15 protein-coding genes are annotated in these 19,964 nt (G+C 72.7%); 8 read left to right on the forward strand and 7 right to left on the reverse strand.

Features of this window, described 5'->3' with window-relative positions; all coding sequences use genetic code 11:
* Nucleotides 1–109: 109 nt before the first annotated feature.
* Genes ACFYXM_RS03640 through ACFYXM_RS03655 form a run of 4 tightly spaced genes read right to left on the reverse strand, consistent with a single transcriptional unit; the run spans nt 110 to nt 5,285 of the window.
* The gene (locus ACFYXM_RS03640; protein ID WP_389286460.1) at nt 110–1,099 is read right to left on the reverse strand and encodes an LD-carboxypeptidase; all 990 of its coding nucleotides are present in this window, start codon (nt 1,097–1,099) and stop codon (nt 110–112) included.
* Entirely contained in the window at nt 1,096–3,075 is a 1,980-nt protein-coding gene (locus ACFYXM_RS03645; RefSeq protein WP_389286461.1) for a prolyl oligopeptidase family serine peptidase, read from the reverse strand. The genes ACFYXM_RS03640 and ACFYXM_RS03645 overlap by 4 nt, the downstream gene beginning before the upstream one ends.
* A gap of 40 nt (nt 3,076–3,115) precedes the next feature.
* On the reverse strand, nt 3,116–4,459 hold the full coding sequence (locus tag ACFYXM_RS03650; RefSeq protein WP_389286463.1) for a M20/M25/M40 family metallo-hydrolase: 1,344 nt from the start codon (nt 4,457–4,459) through the stop codon (nt 3,116–3,118).
* Nucleotides 4,452–5,285, reverse strand: a complete 834-nt coding sequence (locus ACFYXM_RS03655; protein ID WP_389286465.1) for a M55 family metallopeptidase — start codon at nt 5,283–5,285, stop codon at nt 4,452–4,454. Before ACFYXM_RS03655 ends, ACFYXM_RS03650 begins: the two co-directional genes overlap by 8 nt.
* Before the next feature lie 242 nt (nt 5,286–5,527).
* Between ACFYXM_RS03655 and ACFYXM_RS03660 the strand changes: the two genes are divergently transcribed.
* Genes ACFYXM_RS03660 through ACFYXM_RS03670 form a run of 3 tightly spaced genes read left to right on the forward strand, consistent with a single transcriptional unit; the run spans nt 5,528 to nt 7,920 of the window.
* Nucleotides 5,528–6,472: an ABC transporter ATP-binding protein gene (locus ACFYXM_RS03660; RefSeq protein WP_389286467.1), complete on the forward strand. Its 945-nt coding sequence runs from the start codon at nt 5,528–5,530 to the stop codon at nt 6,470–6,472.
* Nucleotides 6,469–7,449, forward strand: coding sequence for an ABC transporter permease subunit (locus ACFYXM_RS03665; RefSeq protein WP_389286469.1), 981 nt, complete (start codon nt 6,469–6,471; stop codon nt 7,447–7,449). Before ACFYXM_RS03660 ends, ACFYXM_RS03665 begins: the two co-directional genes overlap by 4 nt.
* Nucleotides 7,450–7,494: 45 nt before the next feature.
* Complete coding sequence (locus ACFYXM_RS03670; RefSeq protein ID WP_389286471.1) at nt 7,495–7,920, forward strand: GntR family transcriptional regulator; 426 nt, start codon at nt 7,495–7,497, stop codon at nt 7,918–7,920.
* A 114-nt stretch (nt 7,921–8,034) separates the two neighbouring features.
* Here the strand turns inward: ACFYXM_RS03670 and ACFYXM_RS03675 are convergent, their stop codons facing one another.
* The gene (locus tag ACFYXM_RS03675; protein ID WP_389286473.1) at nt 8,035–10,524 is read right to left on the reverse strand and encodes an MFS transporter; all 2,490 of its coding nucleotides are present in this window, start codon (nt 10,522–10,524) and stop codon (nt 8,035–8,037) included.
* A 351-nt stretch (nt 10,525–10,875) separates the two neighbouring features.
* Complete coding sequence (locus ACFYXM_RS03680) at nt 10,876–11,319, reverse strand: SRPBCC family protein (RefSeq protein ID WP_073791538.1); 444 nt, start codon at nt 11,317–11,319, stop codon at nt 10,876–10,878.
* Between the two features lie 438 nt (nt 11,320–11,757).
* On the opposite strand from ACFYXM_RS03680, the gene ACFYXM_RS03685 reads away from it, so the two are divergent.
* Nucleotides 11,758–13,350 (forward strand): alpha/beta hydrolase, encoded by a 1,593-nt coding sequence (locus ACFYXM_RS03685; protein WP_389286476.1) that lies wholly within the window; start codon nt 11,758–11,760, stop codon nt 13,348–13,350.
* 168 nt (nt 13,351–13,518) lie between these two features.
* Here the strand turns inward: ACFYXM_RS03685 and ACFYXM_RS03690 are convergent, their stop codons facing one another.
* Nucleotides 13,519–14,100, reverse strand: a complete 582-nt coding sequence (locus tag ACFYXM_RS03690) for an adenylosuccinate lyase (RefSeq protein WP_389286478.1) — start codon at nt 14,098–14,100, stop codon at nt 13,519–13,521.
* Nucleotides 14,101–14,481: 381 nt separating this feature from the next.
* On the opposite strand from ACFYXM_RS03690, the gene ACFYXM_RS03695 reads away from it, so the two are divergent.
* The 4 genes from ACFYXM_RS03695 to ccrA all read left to right on the forward strand — a co-directional run bounded on the left by ACFYXM_RS03695 (nt 14,482) and on the right by ccrA (nt 19,959).
* Nucleotides 14,482–16,263, forward strand: coding sequence for a 3-hydroxyacyl-CoA dehydrogenase family protein (locus ACFYXM_RS03695; protein ID WP_389286480.1), 1,782 nt, complete (start codon nt 14,482–14,484; stop codon nt 16,261–16,263).
* Between the two features lie 130 nt (nt 16,264–16,393).
* On the forward strand, nt 16,394–17,209 hold the full coding sequence (locus ACFYXM_RS03700) for a TetR family transcriptional regulator (protein WP_351520108.1): 816 nt from the start codon (nt 16,394–16,396) through the stop codon (nt 17,207–17,209).
* A gap of 118 nt (nt 17,210–17,327) precedes the next feature.
* Nucleotides 17,328–18,122: a GNAT family N-acetyltransferase gene (locus ACFYXM_RS03705; RefSeq protein ID WP_389286483.1), complete on the forward strand. Its 795-nt coding sequence runs from the start codon at nt 17,328–17,330 to the stop codon at nt 18,120–18,122.
* Between the two features lie 367 nt (nt 18,123–18,489).
* On the forward strand, nt 18,490–19,959 hold the full coding sequence (gene ccrA, locus ACFYXM_RS03710; protein ID WP_389286485.1) for a crotonyl-CoA carboxylase/reductase: 1,470 nt from the start codon (nt 18,490–18,492) through the stop codon (nt 19,957–19,959).
* Nucleotides 19,960–19,964 lie beyond the last annotated feature (5 nt).

Consider the following 19,964-nt stretch of genomic DNA (forward strand, 5'->3'; position numbering starts at 1 on the left):
TGTTCTGCACGCGCTCCGGTGTCGGCGAGACAGCCTCGTCCGGCCCGCAGCGGGGTGCCGCGGGCCGGTCCGGGTGCGGTCCTCCTCGGCGGAGGCGGGGAACGAACGGTCAGATCAGCGCGGGCACCTCGGTGGTGAGCGTGGCCGGGCCGCCGTCGGCGGGCGCTTCCAGCACGGCCGGCACACCGAGCGGAATCGTCAGCCCCGTCGGCCCGTGCCCGAAGCCCAGCTCCTCCACGACGGGCACGCCCAGCGCGCCGAGCCGGTCCGCCAGGACGGCCCGCACCTGCTCGTACGGCCCGCATCCCTCCCAGGAACCGCAGGCCACGCCGGCGATCCCGGCGAGCGCCCCGGACCGCAACAGATGGGTGAGGATGCGGTCGACGCTGTACGGGTCCTCGGTGGTGTCCTCGATGACCAGCAGCCCGCCCCGGGCGGAGGACCGGGCGTGCGGGGTGCCGATGCCGGCGGCGAGCAGGCTGACGCAGCCGCCGAAGGTCACGCCGCGCGCCGTGCCGGGCACCAGCGTCCGCGCGCCGGGCAGCCCGAGCGTCCGCACCGTCTCGGGCTCGAACAGGGTGGCCCGCAGGGACTCCTGGGTGTCCGGGTCCTTCAGGAAGGTCTCGGTGCCCACCATCGGGCCGTGCAGGGTGGCGAGGCCCACGCGCTCGGCGAACGCCTCGTGGAGCACGGTGATGTCGCTGTAGCCGATGAACACCTTGGGCCCGGCGGCCCGCATCGCGTCCCAGTCGACCAGATCGACCATGCGGTGCGCGCCGTAGCCACCGCGGGCGCAGATCACCGCGTCGACCGAGGGATCGCACCAGGCCTCCTGGAGGTCCTGTGCCCGCGCCTCGTCGGCGCCCGCCAGATACTCCAGCTCAGGATGGACGGCGCGCGCATGGGGCGCCTCCACCGGTTCGAGGCCCCAACGGCGCAGGATGTCGAGCCCGGGCTCCAGGCGGTCGGCGGGGACGGGCCCGCTCGGCGACACGACGGCGATCCTGGCACCGGGGCGCAGCCGGGCGGGGCGGATCAGCGGTTCGAGCGTCCGCGGTGCGGTCTTCCGCTCTTCGGGGATGCGTGCTTCGGGGGTCACCGCTTCAGCTCCAGAGCCGGTACGTCGGGGCAGTCGAATCCGAAGGTCTGTGCGTACAGGGAGAGTTCGGCCTCCAGGGCACGGATCATGGTGTCGGCACGGCGGAATCCGTGCCCCTCCCCCTCGAAGGCGAGGTAGGCGTGCGGGACGCCGCGTCCTTCGATCGCGGCCAGGAACCGTTCGCACTGGACGGGCGGGCAGATCGGGTCGGCGAGCCCCTGGAGCAGGAGGAAGGGTGTGTTCAGTCGCTCGGTACGGCTGAGCGGGGACCGTTCGCGGTAGCGTTCCGGGACCTCGGCGATCGGGCCGACCAGGGACTCCAGGTAGCGCGACTCGAAGTCGTGGGTCTCGTCCGTGCCCCAGCCGGTCAGGTCGAGGACGGGATAGATGATCGTGCCGCAGGCGTAGACGTCGGTGCCGGTCAGCGAGGCGGCGGTGGTCCAGCCGCCCGCGCTGCCGCCCCGGATGGCGAGGCGGCGGGGGTCGGCCGTGCCCTCGGCGGCCAGGGCTTCGGCGACGGCCGCGCAGTCCTCGACGTCGACGACGCCCCACTGTTCGCGCAGCCGGTTGCGGTAGTCCCTGCCGTAGCCGGTGGAGCCGCCGTAGTTGACCTCCACGACGCCGATGCCGCGCGAGGTGAAGTAGGCGATCTCCAGGTCGAGTACGAGTGCGGCGTGCCCGGTCGGGCCGCCGTGCGCCCACACGACGTAGGGCGGCAGTTCGCCGTCGGGACCGGTCCGCCCGGGGTTGCGCGGCGGGTGGACGTGGGCGTGGATCTCCCGGCCGTCGGGTCCGGTGAAGGTACGGGACTCGGGCCGCGGGTAGTAGGCGGGGTCGACGGCGTCCTCGTGCGGTGTGCCGATGACGCGGGTCCGGCCGGTCGCGGTGTCCAGCTCCACGACCTCGTAGGCGCTGGACGGGCTCGCGGCGATGCCGACGATGCGGCTGCCGTGCGCGGCGAGCGAGGCGGCCCACGCGGTCCAGGGCCCGGCGACGTCGGTGAGTTCGCCGGTCCGCGGGTCGAGGATGCCGAGGGTCGTGGTGCCCGTGCCGTGGACGGTGGCGACGAGGCCGTTGTCCAGCGGCCGGAACCAGCGGCAGCCGATCGTCCAGAGCGGGCCGGCGAACTCCTCCTCCCGGGTGCACAGCGGCACGGCGCCCCCGTGCGGGTCGGCGCGGTACAGGTTCCACCAGCCGCTGCGGTCACCGGCGAACAGCAGCGATCCGTCGGTGTCCCACTCGATCTGCGGAATCGACTCCTCGGGGCCGCCCGCGAAGCTGCGGACGTCCCGGAACGTGCCGTCCTCGGTGATGTCGGCGAGCATCACCTCCGTGCCGTCCCACGGCATGCGCGGGTGGTCCCAGGCGATCCAGGCGGCCCGGCGCCCGTCGGGCGAGAGCTTCGCCCCGGTGACGAACCGGTGGCCGTCGTCGGTGAGTTCGCGGATCGCCGTGCGGTCTTCGGCGGCCGAGCCGTCCAGGGGGACGGCGGCGATCACCCGGCGCAGGTCGGTGGGCGCCTCGCCGGTGAACTCCTCCAGCACGCACCACACTTCGCCCCTGTGGAGGTGGAGGCTCGGATCGACCCAGCGCAGCCCCCCGCCGACGGCATGGACCGGGGTGAGCGGCCGGGGGCCGCCGGGCTCGTCGGGGGCGTACGCGTACAGCCGCTGGTCGGCGAAGTCGACGAAGACGACGAGCGGTCCGCCCTCGGCGCGGGCGGCCCCCGCCCAGGGCTGTCCGCCGTACTCGACGACCCGGCTCCGGACGTTCCACGGGGCGGGCAGCACGCTCGCGGTCGTCCCGTCCGCGCGGCGACGGACCAGGGCGCGGCGGCCCGCCTCGGCGGGGCGCGGTTCCGTCCACCACACCTCGTCGCCGACGGTGCCGACGTGGTCCGGGCGGCCGTCTCGGGAGGCGGCGAGGGCGGCGTCGATCGGTGACGGCCATGTTCCGTGGGCCCCTGTGGGCAGCATGTTCACATCCCCCTGTAGCGGGTCGGGCGGTGGTGGCGGGTCAGGCGGTGCGCAGGTAGTGGTCGAGGACGCGCACGCCGAAGTGCAGCGCCTCGACGGGGACGCGTTCGTCGACGCCGTGGAACAGCGCCTGGTAGTCGAAGCCCGCGGGCAGCTTCAGCGGCGAGAATCCGTAGCCGGTGATGCCGAGCCGGGAGAACTGCTTGGCGTCCGTGCCGCCCGACATGCAGTACGGCACGACGTGGCCGTCCGGGTCGAATCGTTCGACGGCGGCGCGCAGTTTCGCGAAGGTCGGCGAGTCGGCCGGGGCCTGCAGGGGGACCTCGCGGTGGTGGAACTCCCAGTCGACGTCGGGCCCGGTCAGCCGGTCCATCGTGTCGTGGAACTCGTCCTCGCCGCCGGGAAGCATCCGGCCGTCGATAAAGGCGGTGGCCTGGCCGGGGATCACGTTGACCTTGTAACCGGCCTCCAGCATCGTCGGGTTGGAGCTGTTGCGGACGGTCGGCTCGACCAGGGCGGCGGACCGTCCGAGCTTGCCGAGCAGTTCGTCCACGTCGAAGCCGGGGGCGTCGAGGTCGGGGCGGATGCCGTGCAGTGCGGCGATTTCGGTGAGTGCGGCGCGCACGGTGGGGGTGAGTCGGACGGGCCATTCGTGCGCGCCGATGCGGGCGACGGCCGCGGCGAGCGCGGTGACCGCGTTGGACCGGTTGACCTTGGAGCCGTGCCCGGCCCTGCCGCGCGCGGTGAGCTTCAGCCAGGCGGTGCCGCGCTCGCCCGCGGCGATCGGGTAGAGCGCCAGGTCCGGGGTGGCGTGGAAGGTGAAGGCCCCGGACTCGCTGATGCCCTCGGTGCAGCCCTCGAAGAGCGCGGCGTGGCGGTCGGCGAGGAAGCCGGAGCCGTCCTCGGCGCTGGCCTCCTCGTCGGCGGTGTACGCGATCACGATGTCGCGGCGCGGCCGTACCCCGGACCGGGCCCAGGCGCGGACGACGGCCAGGGTCATCGCGTCCATGTTCTTCATGTCGATGGCGCCGCGCCCCCAGACGACGCCGTCGCGGACCTCGCCGGAGAAGGGGTGCACGGTCCAGTCGGCGGCCTCGGCGGGAACGACGTCGAGATGGCCGTGGACGAGCAGGGCGTCGGCGGACGGGTCGGTGCCCTCGATCCGGGCGACCACGTTGGTGCGGCCCGGGGTGCGTTCCAGCAGGACGGGTTCGAGTCCGGCCGCCGCCAGCCGCTCCGCCACGTACTCGGCGGCCGGGCGTTCGCGGCAGTCCCCGCCGCCGCGGTTGGTGGTGTCGATCCGGATCAGTTCGGAGGTGAACGTCACCACTTCGTCGAGTGCCCGCGCGTCGAGGGCGTCACCGGGACAGGACTGCTCAGCCATACTGTTCCTCCACGGCGGACGACACGACCGTGGTCACCGCCTTGAACGTGCGAATGCCTTCGTACATCGTCGCGCTGGTGTAGGCGACACGCCGTTCACCGCCCGGCGCCACGCCGGGGACGACGGTGGCCGCGCCCGCCAGGTGCTCGGCGTCGAATTCCAGCTCGACGGTGAACGGACCGCCCTCCACCGGTGCGTGCCGCACGGCCAGCGCGGCCGCCTCCCCGGCCGCGGCCCGGATGTCCGCCGCGGTACGGGCCGGGGTACGGCACACCGCCGCGTACCGCGACACGTAGTCCTTCACCGCCACCTTGCGCGCCGCGGGCGCGTAGCCCTCCGCGTCCGCGCAGGTCAGGTCGTCGCCGGTGACGAGGACGACGGGGACGCCGTACTCCGCCACGACATGGGCGTTGAGCAGCCCCTCGCTCGCCCTGACACCGTTGAGCCACACGCCCGTGACCGAGTTCGCCAGATACGTGTGGGCGAGGACGCCCTCCGCCCCGGCGCCGGTGTGGTAGCCGACGAAGGCGATGCCGTCGATGTCGCCGTGCTGGACGCCCTCCACCATGGAGAGGGACTTGTGCCGGCCGGTGAGCATCTGCACCCGGTCGTCGAGCCGCTCCAGCAGGAGGTTGCGCATCGACCAGTGGGCCTCGTTGACGAGCACCTCGTCGGCGCCGCCGTCGTAGAAGCCGAGCGCCGCCGCGTTCACGTCGGAGGTGAACATGGCACGGCACCGCTCCCACTGAGGAGTTCCGGGGAGCACGTCGGCCGGCCAGGTCACGCCGGTGGCGCCCTCCATGTCCGCGCTGATCAAGATCTTCATGCGGGGTCACGCTACGCGCCGGGGAACCTCCGGGCCAGAGGCGCATCAACGTTCAGAGGTCCAGTCCTCCGAAGAACCCGCACGCCGGCCCCGAGCGCCCGGCATTCGGAACACGGCCCCGAGCGGCCCGCGCCCGGACACGAACGCGGATCGGCGCGCGGCCTCCCCGGACCCGCCTTGACAGGCTCCCTTCACCAAGACAATGATTCCATTAATTGACTAATGGAATCAGGGGGAAGCGCATGGCAGACGCATCCACTCCGGACGGCGCGTCCGGCGCCTGGGCGCTGGAGGCCCGCGGCCTGGGACGGCGCTACCGCCGCGGCTGGGCCCTGCGGGACTGCTCGTTCCGGCTGCCGGCCGGGCGCATCTGCGGTCTCGTCGGCCCCAACGGAGCGGGAAAGAGCACCCTGTTGGGACTCGCCACCCGGCAGGTGCAGCCGACCGAAGGCGAACTTCGCGTCTTCGGCGTGCCGGTGGACGATCCCGCGGTGATGCCGAGGTTCGCGTTCCTCGGACAGGACAAGCCGCTGTTCAAGGGGTTCACCGTGGCGGAGACGCTGCGCATGGGCGCCGAACTCAACCCCGGCTGGGACATGGTCGCGGCGGAGCGGATCGTACGGTCGGGCCAGGTGCCGATGCAGGCCCGGATCGGCACGCTCTCGGGCGGCCAGCGCACCCGGGTCGCGTTCGCGCTCGCCTTCGGCAAGCGGCCCGATCTGCTGCTGCTCGACGAGCCGATGGCCGATCTGGACCCGCTGGCCCGCCACGACCTGAGCAGCCTGCTGATGTCGGAGGCCGTCGAGCGCGGCACCACCGTGATGATGTCCTCGCACCTGCTGTCCGAGCTGGAGGACATGTGCGACTACCTGCTGGTCCTCGCCGAGGGCAGGGTCCGGATGGCGGGTGACGCGGACGCGCTCGTCCCGGCGCACGCGCTGGTGACCGGGCTGGTCACCGGCGCGGACCCGGTCGCCGCGCTGGCCCCCCACACCGTCGTCGAAATGCGGGTCCAGGGACGGCAGTTCCAGGCGCTGGTACGGCCGGACGGCCCGCTGCCCGCCGAGTGGGTCGTCACCGAACCCGGCCTGGAGGAAGTACTGCTGGCACATCTGCGCTCGCCGGACGCGCCTGCTCTGTTCACGCCCGGCGCCCGTTTCGAGGACGAAGGGATCCACAGCCGATGAGCACCCCCCTCACCGACGCCTCCCGGACGACCCGCCAGGAGCCCGGCCGTCGCCTGCTGGGCGGGCTGAGCTGGCTCGTCGTCCGCCAGCACCGGGCCGCACTGCTCACCCTGGCCGCCGTGGCCGTCCTCGGCTCGGGATGGCTGGTCTACCAGCGCGACCGGATGGTCCAGGTCCTCGAAGCGGCCGGCTGGCCGGACGAGCCCCTGTCGCAGCCGGCGTTCTCCTCGGGCGGCGTCGGTCTCACCCTCACCGCCCTGGGCATGCTGCCCATGCTCCTCGCCGTCTTCCTCGGGGCCCCGCTGATCGCGGCGGACCAGGAGCACGGCACCGTCCGTCTGGTCACCACCCAGTCGGTGTCCCGGCGCCGCTGGATCACGGCCAAGCTCGCCTGGTGCCACGGCGCCGTGCTCGTGGCCGCCTCGGTGCTCTCGGCGCTCTTCACCTGGTGGTGGAAGCCCTACCGTTCGGTGTTCCAGGCCCATTGGTCGGAGGGGGCGATCTTCGACAACACCGGCCCGGTGCTGCCCGCCCTGTGCCTCTTCCTCACCGCCGCCGGGATCACCATCGGCCTGCTGCTGCGCCGGGTGCTGCCGGCCATGGCGGTCACGTTCGCCTTCTCCCTGTGCGTGGAGCTGGTCTGGGAACGGGTGCACTCCTCTCTGGCGCCCGCACGCATGTTCTCCTACCCGCTCGACAAGGAGCTGCCCGCGCGCTTCGACGAGGCGTACGAGCTGGACCGCTGGATCGGCTCCGCCGACGGTCACCTGTACGGGTGGGGCCTGTGCGTCGAGGAGACCGAGGCCGCGTCGAACGCCTGCGTGAAGGAGCACGGCATCGTCGACAATGTCATCCAGTACCTCGGTTTCGACCAGATGCCGGCGATGCAGTGGACGGGTGCGGGCATCCTGCTCGCGGCCGCTGCCGTGCTCACCGCGTTCACGGTGTGGCGGGTGTCCCAAAGGCCCCTCCGGTGACACGCCGGCACGGGTACGTATCGTTTCGGCAGCCCGAAGGGGGTGATGACGGTGGTCGTGTTCCGCATCGACCGACGCAGCGGAGTGGCCACGTACCTCCAGATCGTGCGGCAGGTCGAGCAGGCGCTGCGGATGGGCGCACTGGAGGCGGGTGACCGTCTGCCGACGGCCGCGCAGGTCGCCGCGGACACCAAGGTCAACCCGAACACGACCCTCAAGGCATACCGCGAGCTGGAACGCGCGGGTCTCGCCGAGGTGAGGCAGGGGGCGGGCACCTTCATCACCCGCTCCCTCGCACCGGCGCAGACGGCTTCCGAATCGCCGTTGCGGGCGTCGCTGGCCGAATGGCTGAACGAGGCACGCTCCCAGGGCCTCAGCGGCCAGGAGGTCACCGCCCTCTTCCGGTCGGTCCACGCGGCGGTGTATCCGACCGAGTCGGCCCGGCCGGCCGGCCGGGAGCCTGTCGAGTGACCTTCCGCGCGTGCGGGTCGCCATCGCCACCCGGCGACGTCCTCACCCGGCGTGGCGCCACCCTCCCGTCCGTCGCCGCGCTCTCCTGTCCGCCGCGGCCCGTCCGCCGAACGGTCAGTCCTCGTGCCCCAGCAGGAGGTCGCGCTCGGTGCGCCCGCCGCCCGCGACCTGGAGGACCGTGGCCACCGGCGGATACCCGGCCGCGATCACCGTGTACTCGCCCGTGGACAGGTCCACGAACCTGAACGCCCCGTCCGGCCCGGTGGTGAGCGTGTCCACGACGTTGCCCGCCGCGTCCAGCAGGGTGACCCGGGCGTCCTCGACCGGCCTGCCACCACCGGCCCGTACGACACCGCGCAGCACCGCCCCTCCGGCGAGTTCGATGTCCTGCCGGGTCTCCCGCGCGGCCTGCACGCTCACCGGCAGCGCGGCGGGCCGGAACGCGGGGGCGCTGGCCGCGAGGGTGTACTCACCGGCCACCAGTTCCTTGATCACATAGCCGCCCTCGCGTCCGCTGCGCGTGGAGGCGACCACCTCGCCGCGCACGTCGGTGAGGGTGACGGCGGCGTCCCGCACCGGGAGCCCGTCGGCGGTGACGACGATCCCCGCGAGCCGGCCCGCGCCGCCGAGCACCACGTCGAGCTCGACCGGTCGTTCGCCCACGGTGACGCTGACGGCCTGCGGCTGATGGCCCCCGGCCGCGGCGATCAGGACGTAGGCGCCCGCGCCGGGCACGCTCAGCGCGTAGCGGCCGTCGTCACCGCTCGCGCCCCGTCCGACCTGCTGCCCCTGGACGTCGATGAGGGTGAGCGCGGCGCGCGGGACCTTGGTGCCGTCCGGGTGCTGGACGCTGCCGCACACCGGTACGCCCGAGAGGTACACGGTCGGAGGCGCGGCGGGGGCCGCGGCGCGGGCGGCGGGGACCGGCGCGGCCCCGGCGGTGGACGGGGCGGCTGTTTCGGGGCCGTTGTGGGACACCAGCGGTTTCTCCTTGAGGAAGAGGGCGAGGACCAGGCCGAGCACGAGCACCGGCACGAGGTAGAGGAAGATCCGCGGCATCGCGTCGGCGTACGCGCGGATGTAGGCGTCGCGCAGCGCGGGTTCCATGGCGTGGACGAGCTGCGGGGTGATCGACTCGGGCTCGGGCAGATCGGCGTCGGCCGGCAGGCGGGCGGCCAGCGCGTCGGCGAGGCGCCCGGCGAAGAGCGTGCCGAAGACAGCGGTGCCGACGCTGCCGCCGATCTGCCGGAAGTAGTTGTTGGCACTGGTGGCGGTGCCGAGGTCGGCGGGCGGTACGGAGTTCTGCACGGCGAGCACCAGCACCGGCATGACCAGGCCGATCCCGATGCCGAGCACGGCCTGCGCGATGCCGTTCTCGAGCGGTGGGGTGTCGGTGTCGAGCCGGGAGAGCAGCCACATCCCCACGACCGAGGCGGCGCCGCCGACGACGGGGTGGGCGCGGTAGCGGCCGGTACGGGAGATGAGCTGGCCGGAGACGATGGACGCCACGACGATGCCGCCCATCATCGGGAGCATCAGCAGACCGGATTCGGTGGCCGAGGCGCCGTCGACCATCTGCAGGAAGGTCGGCAGGTAGCTGGCGGCGCCGAACAGCGCGACGCCGACGACCGCGCCCACGAGCGCGGTGACGTTGAAGATCGAGTCACGGAACAGCCGCAGCGGGATGACCGGTTCGGCCGCCCGTCGCTCGGCGGCCAGGAACAGCAGGGTCGCCGCGACGGCCCCGGCGCCGAGCCCGAGGATGACGCCCGACCCCCAGGGGTATTCCGTTCCGCCCCAACTGGTGAGCAGCACCAGACAGGTCGACGCGGCGGCGAGCAGCAGCGCGCCGAGGACGTCGAGGCGGGGGCGGACCGCGGGCCGGGGCAGTTTCAGCACGACGGTGATGACGGCCAGGGTGATCAGGCCGAACGGGACGTTGATGTAGAAGCACCAGCGCCAGGAGGCGTGGTCGGTGAAGAAGCCGCCGAGCAGCGGGCCTGCGACGGAGGCGAGGCCGAAGGCGGCACCGATGAGCCCCATGAACCTGCCGCGTTCCCTGGGCGGGACGACGTCCGCGATGATGGCCTGGACGCCGATCATGAGTCCGCCGCCGCCGATGCCCTGGAGGGCCCGGAAGGCGATGAGTTCGTCCATGGTGCGGGACCAGCCGGCCAGTGCGGAGCCGATGACGAAGACGACGATCGCGAACTGGAAGACGCCCTTGCGCCCGAAGAGGTCGCCGAGCTTCCCGTAGAGCGGCAGGCCGATGGTGGAGGCGAGGAGGTACGCGGTGACGGCCCAGGACATCTTCTCCAGGCCGTGCAGCTCCCCGACGATCTTCGGCAGCGCGGTGGCGACGATCATCTGGTCGAGCGCGGCCAGCAGCAGCGTCAGCATCAGCCCGAGAAAGACGAGCCGGATGCGGCGGGGGCTGGTCTCGGGTAAGACGGGCGGGGCGGCGGACTCCTCCGCCGCCTGCGGCGTTCCCCTGTCCGGGGACGGAGACGGGTGCGGGGGTGGCACGGGCGTCGATCCGGCGGTTCCCGAACCGCCGGGAGTACCGCCCCGGTCGTCCCCCAGCAGAGTGATCCCACCCACCACGTCGCCGCTCCCCTCGTCGCGTCTGCGCCGCCCTTTCTCGCATCGCGCGACGAGGGAGGGCAACCGCCGGCGAGGGGGCGCCGACGGCGCACCGGGGGCTTAATCCCCGGTGGGAGGTGCTGCGAAGCACCACCGGCGGGACCGGAAAACCACCCGAACCGGTGAGGTGGACCGACCGTGCCCTGGGCTGTCCCGTGATCCGCGGCGGATCGGCGCGCGGCGTCGGACGTGGTGGATCGCAAGGCGGAGGGGCGCCCGCATACGTCCCGTATGCGGGCGTTCCGACAGCGCGGCGAGGTGCCGCAGCCGTTGTCGGGCGCCCGCCAGAGCTGACGGGACAGCCCCCAGGGGCTACTTCTCGACTTCGGTGGCGAGATTGCGCAGCAGTTCGTCGTAGATGCGCGCGAGCCCCTTGGGGGCGAAGGTCCGCTCGAAGAATCCGCCGATGCCCCCGGCGCCGTTCCAGACGGTCGACACGACGGCCTTCGAACGGCCCTCGCCGGCCGGGGTGACGGTCCAGGTGGTGACCATCGAGGAGTTGCGGTCCTTCTCGACGAGCCGGCCGTCGGTGGGCTCGGTGACCTCCATCAGGCAGTCGCGAACCCGCTTGCTGGTGGCCTGGAGCTTCCAGTGCACGAGGGTGCCCTCGCCGTCGCCGCCCTCGCGCACCTCGTACTCGCTGAACTGTCCGGGCAGCACCTTGCCGCGGGTCCGCTCGTAGTCGGCCAGCGCGTCGAACACCGTGTCCGCGTCCGCCGCGATGACTCGTTCCGTGGTGGCCTCGACCTGCGCCATGGCTGTTCCTCCAGCACTCGGTTTTCGGGGGTGTGCCGAGCCAATCACCTTCGGCGCGCCGCTCAAAATCGGGACCGCTCCCGGGACCGCTCCCGGCCGGGACCCCGCCGGAACCCGGCCGGGGCACCCTCGGCTCCCGGTCGCGTCCGGCGCGGGCGCACTCCCGGACGTTTCGGTGGGCTTCGTCGACGAGGGGCTGTGGCGCACCGTGGAACCCGGCGCCCCGCCCCCTCCGGACCGACCCGGCCGACCCTGCTCCGACGAACCCGCTCCGAGCCGACAACCTCCGGAACGCCCCTACCAGAAACACCCGTCACAGGGCAAACGGGTCAACTCTCGCCACAACGTGCCCTTCCTGGCATGAATGCGGGGAGCATGCGGCGGAGACCGTGCCACGCACAGCAGCGTTCCCCCGTGTTCCCCACCCCGGGAGGCCATATGACGAAACGTCCAGGAATTCTCGTCGCCGTGGGCGCGACGGTCGCCGGTCTGGTGACCGCGACCCCGTCCCCGGCGGCCGCCGACGCGGAGCCCCGGCCCGCCACAGCCCCGCTCCACTGGACCGACTGCGGCACCGACGCGCACCCTCGGCTCCAGTGCGCCACGGTCCGCACCCCGCTGGACCATGACGACCCGTCGGGCCGGCACATCACCCTCGCCCTGTCCCGCATCCCGCACACCGCGAAGACCTTCCAGGGCCCCCTGCTCGTCAATCCGGGCGGCCCCGGGGGCAGCGGGCTGCCGATGGCCGGATTCGTCGCTTCCTCGCTGCCGAAGGCGGTGGCCGCGCAGTACGACGTGATCGGCTTCGATCCGCGCGGCGTCGGAAGGAGCAGCCCCGCCCTGAACTGCGTCCCCGGGTTCTTCGATCCGTTGCGCCCCGACTCGGTGCCACACGCGCCCGGGGTCGAGCAGGCCAACCGGAACCGCACCGTCTCCTTCGCGAAGGCGTGCGGTGAGAAGTACCCGGACCTGCTGCCCCACATGGACACGGTCAGCGCCGCCAAGGACCTCGACGTGATCCGCCGGGCGACCGGCGCCCGTCGGCTCAACTACTTCGGCTACTCCTACGGGACGTACCTCGGCGCGGTGTACGCCAAGCTGTTCCCGGAGCGGGTGCGGCGCATGGTGCTCGACTCGAACGTCGACCCGGAGGGCGTGTGGTACGAGGCCAACATCGGCCAGAACTACGCCTTCGACGCCCGCCACAAGGCGTTCGCCGCCTGGGTGGCCAAGCACGACAGCGCGTACGGGCTGGGCAGCGACCCGGCGCGGGTGGAACGCGCCTGGTACGCGATGCGCCGGGCCGTCGCGAAGCACCCCGCGGGCGGGAAGGTCGGGGCGAGCGAGCTGGAGGACACGTTCCTGCCGGGCGGTTACTACAACGGCTACTGGCCGCGCCTGGCCGAGGCGTTCACCGCCTACGTGAAGGACCGCGACGAGAACGCGCTCGTGAAGGCGTACGAGAGGTTCGGGGCGCTCGACGCGGAGGGCGACAACGGGTACTCCGTCTACACGGCCGTGCAGTGCCGTGACACCTCGTGGCCCCGCGAGTGGAACACCTGGCGCGACGACGGCTGGCGCGCGCAGGCGAAGGCCCCCTTCTTCACCTGGAACAACACCTGGTACAACGCGCCGTGCGCGGACTGGCCGGTGGAGCCGCTGCGTCCGGTGCAGGTGTCCAACAGCAGCCTTCCGCCGGTACTGCTCTTCCAGGCCACGGACGACGCGGCGACGCCGTACCAGGGCGGTGTGACCATGCATCGCACACTGCGCGGTTCCCGCCTGGTCGTCGAGCAGGGCGGCGGCAACCACGGCATCACACTGAGCGACAACGACTGCCTGGACACCTATCTGGCGGACTACCTGGCCAAGGGCACCGTCCCGCGCGGCCGGACCGGCGACTCCGAGGCGGACGCGGTCTGCGCCAAGTCCCCCGACCCGACGCCCGCGGCCGACCGGGCGGCGCGGGCGACCGTCGCCGAGACCAGGGGCGGTGTCCTGCACCGGCTGCTCGGTTTCCGGGGCTGATCGGCGGGCCGGGCAACCGGCCATGTACCGGCCCGGGGGCCCGGCGCGTCGCGTCGGGCCCCCGCAACGACCGCGCACCGTACGCCCGCGCGCCTCACGCCGCGCATGCCCGCGCGCTTCGCGCATCCCGTACGACCGACGCCGCGCGCCCCGCACGCCTGCGCGCGCTCAGCCCGCCCGCAGCCGGTCCAGCGCCTCGCGCGCGGCGCCGGCCAGTCCCGGATGCGGCAGGGCCGCTTCCAGGAGCGGGCGGGCCCGTTCGTCCGCCAGCCGCCCGAGCCCCTCCACGCAGGCGAGCGCCACCCGCCAGTGCGGATCGCCGGGGTCCAGGAGGCGCTCCAGCGTGGTCATCAGCGCGGGTACGGACTCCGGCGCCCGGAGCACGGTGAGCAGCCGGACCGGGTGCAGGGCGTACGCGGTGCGCAGGGCATTGGTCGCGAGGGCGGCGGCCGCCCGGGGGGTGCGGGGGTCGCCGAGACGCGCCAGGGCATGGGCGGCGCAGACGCAGCGCTCCGGGTCGCGGTGGTTGAGCAGCAGGACCAGCGTCTCGAACGCCCGCCGGTCCCCCGCGCAGCCGAGCCGGAACGCGGCGATCTCCCGTGCCCAGAGCGGGCGTTCGTGCTCCACGAGAACGCGGGCCAGTTCCTCGTCGTCATCGGTGGCGATCAGCCGGCGGAGCGCCTCCGGCTGCCCCGCCGCGTCCGCCTCGTCCGCCAGCCGGTCCGTCAGCGACCGGTACTCCTCGTCCATGACGCTCAGCGTATCGGCGGGCACTGTGTGTATCGAGAGGGCCGTCGCATGTGACGTGACGCACGACGTCCCAGGTCTGGCGCGCTCGTTACCAGCGAGTTAATCTCATTTGAGCGGGACACGATCCCCGCCGGCTCCGGTGGCCTGGTGACGCAGCCACCCGGAGTGCTCGTCGGTTCGGCAGCTTCGTGAGACGCGACTCCGGGACAGAGTCCGTCGCCCCTTCCGGTCCGGGCGCACCGTCGCCCCCGGGCCGCGCAGCTCGCCACACAACTTCCGTGCGCCTCGCGCCGGTTCCTCTTCCGCGCTTGCTTCGCGCCGGTCCGTTCCCGTGCGCTCCGCGCGTTCTCACAGTCGTCACTCACCCTCTGGAGTCCCGTGATGGACACCCCGTTCAGCACCATCGCCATCGTCGGCCTCGGCACCATGGGCACCGGTATCGCCGAGGTCCTCGCCCGCGCCGGTCATGAGGTCGTCGGCATCGACATCGACGGGGCGGCGGCCCGTCGGGCCCTCGCCTCGCTGGAGGCCGCGACCGAGCGCGCCGTGCGGCGCGGCCGGATCACGGAGCGCGAACGCGGCCGGGTGCTCGCCCGGTTCCGCACCCACGACGACCTGCGAGCCGCGGCGGACGCGGAGCTGGTCGTCGAGGTCGTCCCGGAGTCGTACGAGATCAAGCAGCAGGTGTTCCGGGAGCTGGACGCGATCGTCTCCCCGAACGCGATCCTGGCCACCGGGACCAACGCCTTGTCGGTGACGCGGCTGGCCGCCGAGTCGCTGCGCCCCGAGCGTGTGCTCGGGCTGCACTTCTTCAACCCGGCCCCGGCGATGAGGCTGGTCGAGGTGGTCTCCTCGGTGCTGACCGCTCCCCAGGCGGTCGAGGCGGTCACCGCGCTCGCCCGCAGCCTGGGCAAGGAGCCGGTCGCGGTCGGCGACCGGCCGGGCTTCGTCGCCGACGGGCTGCTGTTCGGCTACCTCAACCAGGCCGCGGCGATGTACGAGGCGAACTACGCGTCCCGCGAGGACATCGACGCCGCGATGAGGCTGGGCTGCGGACTGCCGATGGGGCCGCTCGCCCTGCTCGACCTGATCGGGATCGACACCGCGCGCACGGTCCTGGAGGCCATGTACGCCTCGTCCCACGACCGGCTGCACGCCCCGGCTCCGGTCCTCCGCCAGCTCAGCGAGGCGGGGCTGAACGGCCGCAAGGCGGGGCGCGGCTTCTACACGTACACGGAGCCCGGCAGCCGGACGGTGGTGCCGGACGCGCCGACCCCGCGCGAGGACGCGTCGCCCGTCGCGGGGCGGCCGGTGCGGTCGGTGGGCGTCGCGGGCTCGGGCACGATGGCGTCGGGGATCGCCGAGGTCTTCGCGAAGGCCGGTCACGACGTCGTGCTCGTCGCCCGCGGCCAGGAGAAGGCGGACGCGGCGAAGGCCCGGATCGCCAAGTCCCTGGAGCGTTCCGTGGCCAAGGGGCGGCTGACCGCCGAGGCGCGGGACGGGGCACTGGCCCGGATCACCCCGGCGGGCTCGCCCGACGCCCTCGCCGAGGTCGATCTCGCGGTCGAGGCGGTCGCCGAGGACCTGACGGTCAAGCAGCAGCTGTTCGCGACGCTGGACAAGGTCTGCAAGCCGGGTGCGGTCCTCGCCACCACCACCTCCTCGCTGCCGGTCGTGGCGATCGCGCGGGCCACCTCGCGCCCGCAGGACGTCGTCGGCATGCACTTCTTCAACCCGGCCCCGGCGATGAAGCTGGTCGAGGTCGTCCGCACGGTGCTCACCGCGGACGACGTCCACGCCACCGTCCACGAGGTGTGCGGCACGATCCGCAAGCACCCGGTGGACTGCGGGGACCGGGCCGGGTTCATCGTCAACGCGCTGCTGTTCCCGTACCTCAACAACGCGATCAAGATGGTCGAGGAGCACTACGCGAGCCTCGACGACATCGACGCCGCGATGAAGCTGGGCGGCGGCTACCCCATGGGGCCGTTCGAACTCCTGGACGTCGTCGGGCTCGACGTGTCGCTCGCCATCGAGAAGGTGCTGCACGACGAGTTCCGCGACCCGGGACTGGCCCCGGCACCGCTGCTCGAACACCTGGTGGCCGCGGGCTGCCTCGGCCGCAAGACGGGGCGCGGCTTCCGCGAACATGCCCGGCGCTGAACTGCCCCCGGTGCCGGTGGCCGGATGGGGCGGGCTGCTCGATCCTGCGGGCGGCCCGCCCCCGCGCGATCCGCCGGGCGCTGCGCCCCCGCGGGCGCCCTCACCCGCGTCGATGCAGTACGTTCACACCATGTCCCAGCCCGCCAGGTCCCCCCGTGTCTCCGCCGCGTCCGACCCGCAGGAAAGCGCCACCGGCAGTCGCGCCGCCGCCCAACGGCTCAAAATGCGCCGCGAACTCGCCGCCGCGGCGATGGAACTCTTCGCGACGAAGGGGTACGAGGCCACGACGGTCGACGAGATCGCGGGCGCCGCGGGAGTCGCCCGGCGCACCTTCTTCCGGCACTTCCGCTCCAAGGAAGAGGCGATCTTCCCGGACCACGACGACACCCTCGTCAGGGCCGAGGCCGTCCTCAACGCCGCGCCCGCGCACGAGCACCCGCTCGACACCGTCTGCCGCGGCATCAAGGAGGTCATGAAGATGTACGCGGCCAAGCCCGCGGTCTCCGTGGCCCGTTACAAGCTGACCCGTGAGGTCCCCACCCTGCGCGAGGCCGAGATCGCCTCGGTGGCCCGCTACGAGCGGCTGTTCACGCGCTACCTGCTGGGTCATTTCGACGAGCGCGACCACGAGGCCGGCAACGACGACCCGCTGCTCGCCGAGGTCGCGGCGTCCGCGGTCGTCACCGCGCACAACCATGTGCTGCGGCGCTGGCTGCGGGCGGGCGGCGAGGGCGACGTGGAGGCCCAGCTCGACCACGCCTTCGCGATCGTGCGCAGAACGTTCGGCACAGGCATCGGGGCGGGCCGGATCACCGGCGGCGAACCGGTGGCGCGGCCCGCCGCCTCGGTGGCCTCCGAGGGCGAGGTGCTGGTGGCGGTGGCGCGGACGGACGCGCCCCTCGACGAGGTGATGCGCACGATCCGGCAGGCCCTCCAGGACCGCTGAGCGGGCCGTCGGGGCGGGGCGCGGGCCCGGGCCCGGGTAGGCACCCCGTCGGCCGGGCCGCCCCCGCGCCGCGCCGAATGCGGTTGCCGCGCTCGCGCCCCCGTGCTGCGGTGTGCGGATGACTCCTGATCGTGATGCACTTCTGATCCTTTTCGACCGCGAGATGCGCGAGCACGCCCACCCCGACGGCCCCGGTGTCCAGGTCGAGCGCGCCGGTGACGTCGTACGGATGACCGACCCGGCCGGTGGCTGGGGCACCGTCGTCTGGTCGGCCCCGGACCTCGACGCCCGGCGGGCGGACGCCGCGATCGCCGCGCAGGCGGCACACTGCACGGCGATCGGGCTCGACGAGTTCGAGTGGAAGCTGTACGCGCACGACCGGCCGGCGGATCTGGCGGAGCGGCTGCTCGCGGCCGGATTCGAGGCGGAAGAGCCGGAGACCCTGATGGTCGCCCCGGCCGTGGACCTCCCGACGGCGGTGGAGCTTCCGGAGGGCGTCCGGCTGCGCCCGGTGCGGGACGCGGACGACGTGGAACTGATGGTCCGCGCCCACGAGCGGGCGTTCGGCACGGAAGGGGCGCGGCTGCGGCACCTGGTGTCGACCAGGCTGGCCGAGGACCCCGACCACATCGTCGCCGTCCTCGCCATGGCGGGCGACGAACCGGTGAGCGCGGCCCGGATGGAGCTGTACCCCGGCACCCGCTTCGCCGGGCTGTGGGGCGGCGGAACGGCCCCGGAGTGGCGCGGCAGGGGCATCTACCGGGCGCTGGTCGCCCACCGCGCCCGGATCGCGGCGGAACGCGGCTACGGCTTCCTCCAGGTCGACGCCTCCGCCCTGAGCCGCCCGATCCTCGAACGCCTGGGATTCATGGCCCTGACGACCACGACCCCGTACCTCTACCGCGCTCACTGATCGATCATCCACCGGGCACATCGCGGGCATATCCACGCGAAGCATCCCCCATTCCGCTCATGCGTGCCCGGTGGATGACAAGTGAGAGAAATTGTTGGCACCGAGTGCCTTGCCACCTGTCACGGAGTGCCATACGTTGAAGTTGTCCGGGTGGTCGGCGTACCGGGACCTCGTGTACGCCGGCTGTCCCAGCGGGCCCCGTGTCCGCGCGCCCGGACGCCTGCGTCACAGGCACAGCCTTCTGCTCCACAGAGCAGGCCCCAGCACCACCGGCCGAACCGACGGCACCACCTCCACACCTCAGTTCCCCCTCAGCTCGGGGGACGCCCCGGCGTCCCCCGAGCGACCCATCCGCCGGAGGCACACCGTGAAGGAAATCCTGGACGCGATCCAAGCGCGGACGGAATCGTCAGGCGGTTCCGCCGCGGACCGGGCCGCCGAGTTCGCGGCCCTGCGCATCCCCGAGTCGTACCGCGCGGTGACCGTGCACAGGGACGAGACGGAGATGTTCGCCGGGCTCGCCACCCGCGACAAGGACCCCCGCGCGTCGCTGCACCTGGACGAGGTGCCGGTGCCCGAACTGGGGCCCGGCGAGGCCCTGGTCGCCGTCATGGCCAGCTCGGTGAACTACAACTCGGTCTGGACCTCGATCTTCGAACCGCTGCCCACGTTCGGCTTCCTGGAGCGCTACGGACGGCTCAGCGAGCTCACCCGGCGTCACGACCTGCCGTACCACATCATCGGCTCGGACCTCGCCGGTGTCGTCCTGCGCACCGGGCCCGGCGTCAACGCCTGGCAGCCGGGCGACGAGGTCGTCGCGCACTGCCTCTCCGTCGAACTGGAGTCCTCGGACGGCCACAACGACACCATGCTCGACCCCGAGCAGCGCATCTGGGGCTTCGAGACCAACTTCGGCGGTCTGGCCGAGCTCGCGCTCGTCAAGTCCAACCAGCTGATGCCGAAGCCCCGCCACCTCAGCTGGGAGGAGGCCGCCGCGCCGGGACTGGTGAACTCCACCGCGTACCGGCAGCTGGTCTCGCGCAACGGCGCGGGCATGAAGCAGGGCGACAACGTGCTGATCTGGGGCGCCAGTGGCGGACTCGGCTCGTACGCCACACAGTTCGCCCTGGCGGGCGGCGCCAACCCGATCTGCGTCGTCTCCAGCGAGCAGAAGGCGGACATCTGCCGGCGGATGGGCGCCGAGGCGATCATCGACCGCAGCGCCGAGGGCTACCGGTTCTGGAAGGACGAGCACGAGCAGGACCCGCGCGAGTGGAAGCGGTTCGGCAAGCGCATCCGCGAACTCACCGGCGGCGAGGACGTCGACATCGTCTTCGAGCACCCGGGCCGCGAGACCTTCGGCGCGAGCGTGTACGTGACCCGCAAGGGCGGCACGATCGTCACCTGTGCCTCGACCTCCGGCTACACCCACGAGTACGACAACCGCTACCTGTGGATGTCGCTGAAGCGGATCGTGGGCTCGCACTTCGCCAACTACCGCGAGGCGTGGGAGGCCAACCGCCTGGTCGCCAAGGGGAAGATCCACCCGACGCTGTCGAAGGTCTACCCGCTGGAGCAGACCGGCCAGGCCGCGTACGACGTGCACCGCAACCTCCACCAGGGCAAGGTCGGCGTGCTGGCGCTCGCCCCCCGCGAGGGCCTGGGCGTGAGCGACCACGAGCTGCGCGAGAAGCACCTCGACGCCATCAACCTGTTCCGTGACGCGTCGGCGGAGCGGGCCGACAAGCACAGCCGTGACGCGTCGGCGGAGCGGACCGACAAGCACAGCCGTGACGCTTCGGCGGAGCGGACCGCCCGAGCCGCCCAGAACGTCTGAGGCCC

The sequence above is a fragment of the Streptomyces sp. NPDC002476 genome (assembly GCF_042889785.1).
Lineage (GTDB): Bacteria > Actinomycetota > Actinomycetes > Streptomycetales > Streptomycetaceae > Streptomyces.